Source organism: Pseudomonas sp. DP-17 (genome assembly GCF_022380625.1).
Classification (GTDB): Bacteria; Pseudomonadota; Gammaproteobacteria; order Pseudomonadales; family Pseudomonadaceae; genus Pseudomonas; species Pseudomonas nitroreducens_A.
The window spans coordinates 342,643-355,550 of sequence record NZ_JAKSXG010000001.1 but is presented as its reverse complement, the minus strand read 5'-3'; the positions used below and the strand labels follow the sequence as shown (position 1 = coordinate 355,550).

Annotated in this window: 6 protein-coding genes; all 6 read left to right on the top strand. The window is 65.7% G+C overall.

The window, feature by feature from the left end; all coding sequences use genetic code 11:
- Positions 1-16 precede the first annotated feature (16 nt).
- The 6 genes from MJ122_RS01645 (at position 17) to MJ122_RS01620 (ending at position 12,629) form a co-directional block, all read left to right on the top strand.
- Positions 17-1,081 (top strand): flagellar basal body P-ring protein FlgI, encoded by a 1,065-nt coding sequence (locus MJ122_RS01645; protein ID WP_239742782.1) that lies wholly within the window; start codon positions 17-19, stop codon positions 1,079-1,081.
- 10 nt (positions 1,082-1,091) lie between these two features.
- Complete coding sequence (gene flgJ, locus MJ122_RS01640; protein ID WP_239741946.1) at positions 1,092-2,342, top strand: flagellar assembly peptidoglycan hydrolase FlgJ; 1,251 nt, start codon at positions 1,092-1,094, stop codon at positions 2,340-2,342.
- A 12-nt stretch (positions 2,343-2,354) separates the two neighbouring features.
- Positions 2,355-4,382 (top strand): flagellar hook-associated protein FlgK, encoded by a 2,028-nt coding sequence (gene flgK / locus MJ122_RS01635; protein ID WP_239741944.1) that lies wholly within the window; start codon positions 2,355-2,357, stop codon positions 4,380-4,382.
- Positions 4,383-4,403: 21 nt separating this feature from the next.
- Positions 4,404-5,675 (top strand): flagellar hook-associated protein FlgL, encoded by a 1,272-nt coding sequence (gene flgL, locus MJ122_RS01630; protein WP_088416709.1) that lies wholly within the window; start codon positions 4,404-4,406, stop codon positions 5,673-5,675.
- 191 nt (positions 5,676-5,866) lie between these two features.
- Positions 5,867-7,093: a methyltransferase domain-containing protein gene (locus MJ122_RS01625; protein WP_239741942.1), complete on the top strand. Its 1,227-nt coding sequence runs from the start codon at positions 5,867-5,869 to the stop codon at positions 7,091-7,093.
- A gap of 64 nt (positions 7,094-7,157) precedes the next feature.
- Positions 7,158-12,629, top strand: coding sequence for a glycoside hydrolase family 99-like domain-containing protein (locus MJ122_RS01620; protein WP_239741940.1), 5,472 nt, complete (start codon positions 7,158-7,160; stop codon positions 12,627-12,629).
- Positions 12,630-12,908 lie beyond the last annotated feature (279 nt).

The following is a 12,908-nucleotide window of genomic DNA, read 5'->3' as shown; positions in this document are numbered from 1 at the left end:
GTTGTGTGCGTTGCTCATGGTCCCGGTGGCACACGCCGAGCGGTTGAAGGACATCGCCACCATCCAGGGCGTGCGCAACAACCAGCTGATCGGCTACGGCCTGGTCGTCGGCCTCAATGGCACGGGCGACCAGACCACGCAGACGCCCTTCACCCTGCAGACCTTCAACAACATGCTGGCGCAATTCGGCATCAAGGTGCCGGCCAACGTTGGCAACGTGCAGCTGAAGAACGTCGCGGCCGTTTCCATCCATGCCGACCTGCCGCCCTTCTCCAAGCCCGGCCAGGTGATCGACATCACCGTGTCGTCCATCGGCAACGCCAAGAGCCTGCGCGGTGGCAGCCTGCTGATGACCCAGCTCAAGGGTATCGACGGCCAGACCTACGCCGTGGCCCAGGGCAACCTGGTGGTCGGCGGCTTCGATGCCGAAGGTCGCGACGGCTCCAAGATCACAGTCAACGTACCGTCGGCGGGTCGTATCCCCGGTGGCGCCACCGTCGAACGCGCGGTACCGAGCGGCTTCGACCAGGGCAACACGCTGACCCTGAACCTCAACCGCCCGGATTTCACCACCGCCAAGCACATCGTCGACCGCATCAACGAGCTGCTCGGCCCGGGCGTCGCCCAGGCCGTGGATGGCGGCTCGGTGCGCGTCAGCGCGCCGCTGGACCCGAACCAGCGCGTGGACTACATGTCGGTGCTGGAAAACCTCGACGTGCAGGCCGGCGAAGCCGTGGCCAAGGTCATCATCAACTCGCGCACCGGCACCATCGTGATCGGCCAGAACGTGCGCGTGTCGCCGGCCGCCGTGACCCACGGCAGCCTGACCGTGACCATCACCGAAGACCCGATCGTCAGCCAGCCCGGCCCGTTCTCCAACGGCCAGACCGCCGTGGTCCCGCGTTCGCGGGTGAACGCCGAACAGGAAGCCAAGCCGATGTTCAAGTTCGGCCCCGGCACCACGCTGGATGAAATCGTCCGCGCCGTTAACCAGGTGGGCGCCGCGCCCAGCGACCTGATGGCGATCCTCGAAGCCCTGAAACAGGCCGGCGCGCTGCAGGCCGACCTGATCGTGATCTGAGGACGCCGACGTGGATGCCAAACTGCTTTCCGCAGGCTCCTCCGGGACCAACTCCGGGGCCTACACCGACCTCAACCGCCTGGCGCAGCTCAAGAACGGCGCCGGCCGTGACAGCGAGGGCAACATCCGCAAGGTGGCCCAGGAATTCGAATCGCTGTTCATGAACGAGATGCTCAAGTCCATGCGTTCGGCCAACGACGTGCTGGCCGAGGGCAACTTCATGAACACCTCGACCACCAAGCAGTACCAGGAAATGTACGACCAGCAGCTGTCCGTCAGCCTGTCCACGAAGGGCCGCGGCATCGGCCTGTCGGACGTGCTGACCCGGCAGCTGTCGAAGATGAACGGCGGCAGGCACAGCGGCGCAGCCAACCCCTTCGCCCAGGTCGCCGGCGCCGATTCGAAACTCAACAGCACCGCCAGTTGGCCTTCGACCACCGGTGTGAACGCCAGCGGCAAGGCCTTGCCGCAACCCGAGCAGGGCCGCGACGACTCCAAGCTGCTCAACGCCCGCCGCCTGACGCTGCCGGGCAGGCTCGCCGACCGCGTCATGGCCGGCATCGTGCCGGGTGCGGCGAAGTCCGAAGAAGAGGGCAAGCCGCTGGCCGGCAACGACTGGAAGACCTCCAGATCCTTCGCCGATGCGGTGCAGGCAGTGGATGCCGCGGCGGCCGCCGTCGGCGCCACTGCCTCCGCTTCGGCGGAAGACGCCGGCAGCCGCCGCTCCGCCCAGACGACGCTGCAAGCCAGGGCCAAGTCGGCCTTCGCCTCGGCGGACGAATTCGTCGCCACCATGCTGCCCATGGCCCAGAAAGCCGCCGCCCGCATCGGCGTCGACGCCCGCTACCTGGTAGCCCAGGCCGCGCTGGAAACCGGCTGGGGCAAGTCCATCATTCGCGAACAGGATGGCTCCAGCAGCCACAACCTGTTCGGCATCAAGGCCGGCTCCAAGTGGGGCGGCGACTCGGCGCGGGCGCTGACCAGCGAATACGAGAACGGCAAGAAAGTGAAGGAGGTCGCGGCGTTCCGCTCCTACGACTCCTTCGAGCAGAGCTTCAACGACTACGTGAGCTTCCTGCAGAACAACGACCGCTACTCGGACGCCCTGGACTCCACCGAGCGTCCCGAGCAGTTCATGAAGGAACTGCAGCAGGCCGGCTATGCCACCGATCCCAACTACGCCCGCAAGGTGTCGCAGATCGCCAGGCAGATGCAGGTCTACCAGGCGGTCGCCGCGGCGGACACCCCGCCCCTGGGATAAGGACCAAGAGCGATGAGCGATCTACTTTCCATTGGCCTGTCTGGCCTGCGTTCCAGCCAGACGTCGTTGACGGTGACCGGCCACAACATCACCAACGTCAACACGCCCGGCTATTCCCGCCAGCAATCGGTGCAGCAGACCGGCATCCCGCAATACAGCGGCGCCGGCTACATCGGGTCGGGCAGCCAGGTCGTGGACGTGCGCCGGCTCGCCAGCGACTTCCTGTTCTCGCAGGTGCGTACTGCTACCAGCCAGTCCAACGAACTGAGTGCTTTCCAGGGCCAGATCGAACAGCTCGACTCGCTGCTCTCCGACACCACCACCGGCATCAGCCCGGCGCTGCAGAAATTCTTCGCCGCGCTGCAGACCGCCGCCGCCAACCCCTCCGCCAGCGAGGGCCGCGAGGCGCTGCTGGCCGAGGCGCAGGGGCTGTCGAAGTCGTTCAACACCCTCTACGACCAGCTCGACAAGCAGAACAGCCTGATCAACCAGCAGCTCGGCTCGCTGGCCAGCCAGGTCAACTCGCTGGCTTCCAGCGTCGCCAGCTACAACGACGCCATCGCCAAGGCCAAGGCCGCCGGCGGGCAGCCCAACGACCTGATGGACGCCCGCGAGGAGACCATCCGCAAGCTCTCCGAGCTGATCGGCGTGCAGGCCGTTCCGCAGGACGACAGCTCGGTCAACCTGTTCATCGGCACCGGCCAGCCGCTGGTGGTAGGCACCACGACCTCGTCCCTGCAGGTGGTGCCGGGCACCAATGACCCGAGCCGCTTCGAGGTGCAGCTGGTCAGCGGCAGCGCCACCCAGACCATCACCTCGCAGGTTTCCGGTGGCCAGATGGGCGGCCTGATCGCCTACCGCGACACCGCCCTGGACGCCTCCTACAACAAGCTGGGGCAGATCGCCCTGACCTTCGCCGACACCGTCAACAAGCAGCTCGGCCAGGGCCTGGACCTTTCCGGCAACGCCGGCAGCAACCTGTTCGGCAACATCAACGACCCGAGCATCGCGCGCCTGCGCGTGCTGGCACAGGCGAGCAACACCGGCACTGTGGATGCCCAGCTGCAGATCACCGACACCAGCAAGCTGGGCGCCAGTGACTACCGCCTGGAATACGACGGCAACAACTTCACCGCGCGGCGGCTTTCCGACAACGCGCAGGTCAACGTCACGGTCAGCGGCACCGGGCCCTACACCCTGAGCTTCGCCGACGGCAGCGGGGCGGACCAGGGCTTCACCGTCACCATGCCGACGCTGCCGCCGGCTGGCGATGGCTTCACCCTGCAACCGACCCGTCGCGGCGCCGCCGACATCAGCACCGTGCTGACCAAGGCCGACCAGCTGGCTTTCGCCGGCACCGCCCGCAGCGAGGCCACCACCAACAACCGTGGCACCGGCGCCATCGGCCAGCCCAAGCTCACCGGCGGCCCGTCGCCGATCAACACCGCCGACCTGCAGAACCTGTTTGGCGCCAATGGCCTGAAGCTGAGCTTCGATGCGACGACCAACAGCCTCACCGGCACGCTGCCGGCGGGCGCGACCCTGAGCTACGTGTCGCCCTCGACCACCGGCCTGACCTCCGGGCAGACCAACACCGTGCGCCTGGACTACACCGACCCGGGCACCGGCAACAGCTACCGCTACGAATTCACCCTGAGCGGCGCCCCCCAGGCCGGCGACAGCTTCACCCTCGGCATGAACACCAAGGGCATCTCCGACAACAGCAACGCCCTGGCGCTCTCCGGCCTGCAGAGCAAGGCCACCGTGGGCGGCACCGGCAGCGCCGGTTCCACCTACAACGACGCCTACGGCGGCCTGGTGGAACGCATCGGCACCCTGACCGCGCAGGTGCGCAACAACGCCGACGCCAGCGCCACCGTGCTCAAGCAGGCCCAGGACAACCGCGACTCGCTGTCGGGGGTGAACCTCGACGAAGAGGCTGCCAACCTCATCCAGTTCCAGCAGTACTACAGCGCTTCGGCCCAGGTCATCCAGGTCGCCCGCTCGCTGTTCGACACCCTGATCGGCGCGTTCCGCTGATAGCTGACGAAGGACTCGACCATGCGCATCTCCACCATCCAGGCGTACAACAACTCCGTCGGCGGCCTGCAGAAGAACTACGGCAGCGTTACCCGCACCCAGGAGCAGATCAGCACCGGCAAGCGCATCCTCACCCCGGCGGATGACCCGGTGGCCTCGGTGCGCCTGCTGCAACTGAGCCAGGAGCAATCGCTCAACGACCAGTACAAGAGCAACATCACGGCGGCGAAGAACAGCCTGACGTCCGAGGAATCGATCCTGCAGTCGGTGGGCAACGTCATCCAGCGCATCCGCGAAATCGCCGTCGAAGCCGGCAACGGCGCCCAGGACCCCAGCGACAAGAACGCCCTCGCCACCGAGTTGTCGCAGCGCGAAGACGAGCTGCTCAACCTGCTCAACAGCAAGGACGCCAGCGGCAAGTACCTGTTCTCCGGCAGCCAGGGCGATACCCAGCCCTTCGTGCGCAACCCCGACGGCAGCTACAGCTACCAGGGCGACGAAAGCCAACGCCAGGTGCAGATCGCCAGCAGCACCTTGCTGGGCATCAGCGACAGCGGCAAGGCGCTGTTCGACGACGTCAACAACATCAATCGCGTGACCACCGGCGCTGCTGCCGCGAACACCGGCACCGGGCGCATCTCCCTTGGCCTGGTCAACGACAAGCAGGCCTATGACGGCACCTTCCCGTCCAGCGTGCCGCCGGCCGCCACCGACGGCATCGGCATCCGCTTCATCGATGACAAGAACTACGAGGTCTACGACCTCAACGACCCAGCGCTGCCCGGCAGCTATACCCCGCTGAAATCCGGCGCCATCGACGACAACAGCCAGACCAACGACTTCATCGAGTACGGTGGGGTCAAGGTGCAGATCGACGGCAAGCCCGCGGCGGGGGATACCTTCAGCATCAACCGCGATCCCTCTACCGAGAAGAAGGGCCTGCTCAACGTCGTGGCCGACCTGCGCAAGGCACTGTCCAGCGCGACCTCGGACCAGGAAGGCAACTACGCCATCCGTGACGCGACCGCCGTGGCCATCTCCAACCTCGACTCGGTGAACACCCAGGTCCTCTCCGGCCAGGGCAAGATCGGCGCGCGCCTGAACGTGATCGACTCCACCGAGACCTTCATCGACGACGTCAAGCTGGTGAACACCGGCGTTATCTCCGACCTGCAGGACCTCGACTACGCCGAAGCGCTGTCGCGCCTGTCGATGCAGTCGACCATCCTGCAGGCGGCGCAGCAGAGCTACGTGAAGATCAGCGGGCTGAGCCTGTTCAACTACCTCAATTGATCTTCACACCGGCGGCGCTCTGCCGCCGCTGCCGCTCCTTTCATCGAGATTTCTTTCGCTACTGGGTGATTTGGGCATCCGGATTGCTTTACCTGTCTCCGGAGACCTCGCGCGTCATGATTCTGTCGCCAGGTCAGTGCAGATAATCAGCGCCGCCCCGCAGCCCGCGGGTGGCGTCCAGGGGAGCACCCATGAGCGATTTTCAGGACATCCGGGACCGGGCCTATCATCACTTTTCCGCCGGCGAACTGGGCGAGACCCTCTCGTTGCTGACGGAGCTGGAGGCCAAGGCCGGTGTCGATGCCGAGCTGGCGAACGACCTGGGTGTTGTGCTCTTCCGCATGGGCGACCACCTGGCAGCATTGCGGCGCTTCCAGCAGTCCGCCGCGCTGGAAGGCGAATCCCTGGTCGCCGGCAACCTCATCGGACTGCTGGCTGAGCAGGTGCAGCAGAACCAGTCGCAACAGGAAGAACTTCAGGCGTTCGTCGCGGCGCAGGCCAAGCCGAGTGCTTTCGAAACCCTGGGCAGCGAATTCTTCAGCCGCAGCCTGGGCCTCTGGCAGAAGGACAGCGCTCGTGCGTTGCACAAGGCAGCCTCCGCACTGAGCGATGAGCAGTGGCTGGAAGCGTTGCACGGCAGCGTCGAAGGCCAGACACTGGATGGCCACTTCCTGCCCGGATTCATCGACCCGGAGATGCAGCGCATCTATGTCGGCTCCTCCGGCGTGGCGGCCCTCAACGAGGCCCATCGCTTTATCCGACTGATGCTCGACTACGCCCGCGACAATGGCCTGGCGTTCGACGAGCGTACGCGCGCCGTGGATTTCGGCAGCGGCTGGGGCCGCTACACCCGCTTCATGCTCAAGTACGTTCAGCCGGACAACCTCTACGGTCTGGAAGTGAATCCGGGCATGACCGAGCATTGCCGCAAGGCATTCGGCATGGGCAACTTCCTGAAGGTCGAGAGCTTCCCGCCCTGCGACCTGCGCGATGACCTGGTCGACCTGATCTTCGGCTACTCGGTGTTCTCCCACCTGGCGCCCGATTGCGCCGACGCCTGGATCAAGGAATTCGCCCGCATCACGCGCCCGGGTGCGTTGGTGCTGATGACTACCCAGGGGCGCGACTTCATCGAGTTCTGCCGGCGCATCCGCGCCAGCAACGACCGCAGTCATCCCTGGTACGCCAATCTCGCCGATTCCTTCGTCGATCCCGAGCAGGCCTATGCCGACTACGATGGCGGCGCGTTCCTGCATGCCGGTTTCGGCCAGTACGACGGTACTTACGGCGAGTCGCTGATCTCGCGCGGCTACATCGAGCAGAACTGGCTGGAAGACTTCGAACTCATCGACTTCGTCGATGATCGCCGTGTGCTGCCCCAGGCGCTCTTCGTGCTGCGTCGCAAGGCGCGCGGCTGACTCCTGTATCGACTTTCCCGCAGCGCGGCAGCGGCCGCGTTGCCCAGACTTTCCGAGATGAGTGATGAACCAGAGCAATCCGCCCGCTGATTCCGGCCTCCACCGCCAGCCGCTGGCCGCGTTCAGCCAGGACGCCGCCTCCGGCGTCTGGAGCAATGGCGCGCAGAAGGATTTCGGTTACTCCGATGGCGATGCCGCCGAACAGAAGGTGGGCAGGACCGTTGCCGGGGCGACGGATGTCTCGGTCCATTCCGCCGAGTTGATCGCCCAGGTCGACGACTGGCCCAGCGAATACCACTTCTCGCCGCGCCGCTCGAACCTGTTGCACTGGATCGACGGGCTGGGGCAGGGCACCCGTGTGCTGGAGCTGGGTTGCGGCTGCGGGGCGATAACCCGCGCACTGGCCGAGCGCGGCTGCCGGGTGGACGCTGTGGAAGGTTCCCCGCGCCGGGCCGGCATCGCTGCTCGCCGCGTGCAAGCGTTCGCCGATGTGCGGGTGTTTCACTCCAACTTCCAGGACATCGCCTTCGAGCCGGTCTACGACGTCGTCACGCTGATCGGCGTGCTCGAATATTCGCCGGTCTACCTGGATGCCGAAGACGCCTTCGTCGCCTGCCTGCAGATGGCCGAGCGCGCGCTCAAGCCCGGTGGCGTCCTGGTGGTTGCCATCGAGAACCAGATGGGGCTCAAGTACTTTTCTGGCATCACCGAAGACCATTTCGCCAAGGCCTACTACGGCGTGGAAGGGCGCTACGGTCATCGCCAGACGACCACCTACGGCCGCCGCCGGCTGGCCGCGAAACTGGCGGCAGCGGGCTTCACCGAGCAGCATTTCGCCTATCCCTTCCCCGATTACAAACTACCGGAAGTGGTGGTCGGCGACGCCGGGGTGGCTCGCGGCGGCTTCGCGCCCGAGGACCTGGTCGCCTATCTGGAGAACCGCGACTACTCCGGCGTCGGTGCTCCCCAGTTCAACCTGCCCCTGGCCTGGGAAGGCGTGGCCAAGGAAGGGCTGCTGGGCGATTTGGCCAACTCCTTCCTGATCCTCGCTCACCGGGCGGGCGATTGCCGGTTCGTGCGGCGCAACCTGCTGGCGCAGAAGTACACCGATAACCGGCGTCCGGGACTGAATTGCATCACCTCCTTCGTCGAGCAGGACGGGGAGGTGAGGGTGCAGAAGTCGCCGCTGGGCGTGGGCGATGCCAGCAGCGAACTGGTATCGCAGTCGCTCCATGAACAGGCTTACGTCGCTGGCCGCAACCTGGGCGTCCTGCTGCGTAACGCCATTCTCCGGGAGCAGCGCGACATCGTGGTCGCCTTGCTCAACCATTGGCTGGCTGAGCTCACCGCACATGCCCGTGACGGTGAGTTGCCGTCGGGTTGGCTTGATGCCACGCCGGACAATTTCATCCTGCAAAGTGATGGCAGCCTTGCCCTTATCGATGACGAATGGCGGACGGCACAGCCGATCAGCCTGTCGGTGCTGTTCTACCGTGGATTGCAGTGCCTTGCCGCCGACGCGACCGTGGCGAGGCATCTGCCGGGCGCCGACGAAATGGCGCGTGTGGCGGAGCTCTGCCAGTGGCTGTCGCTGGAGTTTTCCGAGGCGGGACACGACGAGGCATCGCGGCTGAACCGCCGACTCTGGCAGGAAATCTATGGCAATGGGCGCTGGCGCGTGGACATGTACCGACGTGCTGGCGGGCGGCCGGAACTCGAGGCGCTGCCGGCAACTCCCCAGGCCGACCAGGCGCATGAAGTCTTTGAACCGCGCCTGATCGCCTTCCACCTGCCGCAGTTTCACCGAATCGAACAGAACGACAACTGGTGGGGCGAGGGCTTCACCGAATGGACCAACGTCCGCCAGGGCGCGCCACTCTTCGAAGGCCACTATCAACCCCACGTGCCGACGGCTGAGCTCGGCTATTACGACCTGGCCGACGTCGCGACCCTTGAACGTCAGGCCCGCATGGCGCTGGAGCACGGGCTGCATGGTTTCTGCTTCTACTACTACTGGTTCGATGGCGAGCGCCTGCTGGAGCGGCCGGTGGACCAGTTGCTCGCCAACCCGCAGATCGACCTGCCGTTCTGCCTGTGCTGGGCCAATGAGAACTGGACGCGCCGCTGGGACGGTGGCGAGCAGGAAATTCTCATGCACCAGAGCTATTCGCCGCAGCTGAACCCGCGGTTCGCCGCGGACCTGGTGCCGTACATGAGCGACCCGCGCTACATCCGCGTCGGTGGCAAGCCGGTGCTGCTGGTCTACCGCGGTGACATCATTCCCGACCTGCCGGGCACCCTGGCGGCCTGGCGACAGCACTGGCGCGAAGCGGGCGTGGGTGAGGTGTACCTGATCGGCGTGGAAAGCTTCCAGGTGATCGCCCCCGCCGAGAGCGGCTTCGACGCGACCTGCGAATTCCTCCCCCACCAGGTGCGCCTGGATCGTATCCGGTCGCCGCAGCCGCTGCGGCAACTGAAGGATGCAAGCATCCACGTGGGAGATTACGAGCAACTGGCACAGGCGCAGCTGGCGCGTCCGGCGCCCGGCTACAAGCGTTTCCGTGGTTTGGTTCCCGGCTGGGACAACGCTGCACGCCGGCGCAAGGGGGGCGCCACGATGTTCGTCGGCTCGACGCCCGAACGCTATCAGCGCTGGCTGGAGCGCACTCTGGAGCTGACCGCGCAGGAGCAGCAGGGCGACGAGCGCCTGGTGTTCATCAACGCGTGGAACGAGTGGGGTGAAGGTTGCCACCTGGAGCCGGACGAGCGCTTCGGCATGGCCTACCTGCAGGCGACCCGCGATGCACTGGCGAACAAGGCGGAGAGTTTCTGCCAGCCGGCGCGCACCGCGGCACTGGATGGCGCCACCCGGCAGTACCGCGAATGGCTGGCTCACCGCGAGCTGTCGCCGGTCCAGCGGGCCACGCTGGAAGAGCGCGTCGCCGGCTGGTCCGCATGGCCTCGCGTGAGCGCGGTGATCCTCGATAAACACAGTAATGCCCGCAGCGTCCAGGCGACCCTGGACAGCCTCGACGCGCAGCTGTACCTCGCGCAGCAGACGCTGGTCATTTCCGATGCTCCCGCGCAGGCTCGCGACGGCTTGCTGTGGCTCTCCGCCGGCGGCGAGCCCATGGACGTGCTCGGTCTTTCGCTGGAAGCGCTCACTGGCGACTGGGTGCAGGTCCTGGTGGCGGGTGACCGCCTGGATGCCCACGCGCTGCTGGTGCTCGCCGAACGCATCAATCTGGCGCCGGACATGCGCTGCTGCTACTACGACGAGGACCAACTCCTCGACAGCGGGCACGCTTTCCCCTTGCTCAAACCCGACTTCAACCTGGACCTGCTGCGCAGCTACCCCTACACCGGCAGCGCCCTGGCCTTCCAACGCTCGGCTGCCTTCGAACGGGGTGGCATCGATCGCCGCTTCGGCGATCTTGCGCTACACGACCTGCTCCTGCGCCTGGTGGAATCCACCGGCTTCAATGCCGTGGGGCACATCGCCGAGATACTGTTGCATACCCGCCAGGGCTTCGGTACCTGGCTGGCCGAGGCCGCCACTGGCGACAACGCCGCGCGCCTGGTCTCGGCGCACCTGGATCGCCTGGGGCTGCGGCATGAGATCTACGCGGGCGCGGTCGCCCCGATCAATCGGGTGCAGTATCTGCACGAGCAACAGCCGAAGGTGTCGATCCTCATCCCGACCCGCGATCAGTTGCCGATCCTGCAACGCTGCGTGGAAAGCGTGCTGGAGAAGACCCGCTATCCGCACTACGAAATCCTCATCATCGATAACGACAGCCAGGCTGCCGACGCCTGCGCCTGGCTAGCCGGCATCGAGCAGTTGGACAGCGAGCAGGTGAGGGTGCTGCGCTACCCGCATCCGTTCAACTACTCGGCGATCAATAACTTCGCGGCGAAGCAGGCCACCGGCGATTACCTGGTGCTGCTCAACAATGACACTGCCGCGCTGCAGGAGGATTGGCTCGAGGCCATGCTCCACCACGCTCAGCGCGAGGAAGTCGGCATCGTCGGAGCCAGGCTGCTGTTCCCCGACGGGCGTCTTCAGCACGGCGGTGTCGTGCTGGGCCTCAACGGGCCGGCCGATCATGTGTTCATCGGTGACCCCGGCCATTCCCCCGGCTACATGCACCGCCTGTTCGCCGACCAGAACTACAGTGCGGTAACGGCGGCCTGCCTGATGATCCGCAAGTCGCTCTACGAAGAACTCGGCGGTATGGACGAGGAGGACTTCAAGGTCTCCTACAACGACGTCGACCTCTGCCTGAAGGCCCGGCAGGCGGGTTACCTCTCGGTGTGGACACCCTATGCGGTGCTGCTGCACGAAGGCAGTGTCAGCCAGACGCATGTCGATTCCTCCGCGCAGCAAGCCAAGCGTGCGCGCTTCAAGGGCGAGCAGCAGGCCATGTACCGGCACTGGCTGCCGGCGCTTGCCGAAGACGCGGCCTACAACCGCAACCTCTCGTTGCGCGGCAAGGGCTTCACCCTGGACGAGTGCGCGGCCAAGGCCTGGCAGCCGCTGGTGCAGCGAGTGGCGCCGAGCTTGCTGCTATACGCCGCCGACGATGCCGGTTGCGGCCATTACCGCGTGCGCCAGCCGTTCGCGGCAATGCGTCGTGACGGCCTGCTGGACGGCGTGATCAGTGCAAACCTGCTGGAAACGGTGGAAGAAGCGCGCCTCGCGCCGGACGCGGTGATCTTTCAACGCCAGATCACGGCACGGCAGCTGGAAATCATGGGCGACCTGCGCGCTTCGACCTCGACCTTCCGGGTCTACGAAGTCGACGACTATCTGCCCAACCTGCCGCTCAAGAGCGCGCACCAGGGCGAGATGCCGCGCGACATCCTGCGCTCGCTGCGCCAGGCGGTCTCGCTGTGTGATCGCTTCGTCGTCTCCACCCAGGCGCTGGCCGAGGCCTTCGCTGACCTGCACGGTGACATTCGCGTGCGGCCCAATCTGCTCCCGGTGGAGTGGTGGAAGGACCTTTCCAGCCAGCGCCGCGTCGGGCGCAAGCCCCGTGTGGGCTGGGCGGGCGGTATGGGGCACGGTGGCGATCTGCAGCTGATCGCCGATGTGGTGCGCGAATTGGCGAACGAGGTCGAGTGGGTATTTTTCGGGCTCTGCCCGGAGGCGCTGCGGCCCTACATCGCCGAGTTCCACCCCGGACGCACCATCGAGGACTACCCGCAACGCCTTGCTTCGATGAATCTCGACCTGGCGCTGGCCCCCCTGGAGCAGAACCGCTTCAACGAGTGCAAGAGTAACCTGCGTCTGCTCGAGTACGGCGTGCTGGGCTATCCGGTGGTTTGCAGCGACGTACGTTGCTACCAGGGCGACCTGCCCGTCACCCGCGTGAAGAACCGTTATCGCGATTGGGTGGAGGCCATCCGCATGCACCTGGCCGATCTGGATGCCACCGCGCGGGCCGGCGATGCGCTGCGCGAAGTGGTGCGCCGCGACTGGATGCTCGAAGGCGAGAAGGTGGTGGATTGGGCGCGAGTCTGGTTGCCTGACTGACGCCGCCGTCATCGATGCAAAGGGGCCCCAGGGCCCCTTTTTTGTGTCCATGGAAAAACCAGCTCTGCCATTGCCCTAAAGGAATGGTCGCGGTGGCCGATTTCTTCGTTGTCCGCGCGGGTTCTGACCTTCGCGGACGGTGCAAGACCTGACGCAATGGTTGGAATGTCGCCCCGGCAGGTCGTTGGAATGCGCCGCGAAGTGCGTTCAATGTCTTGAAAAACAAGGGGAAAAAAAACTTCCCGTTTTTCGCTAAAGCTCTTCGCGGCAACGCCGATA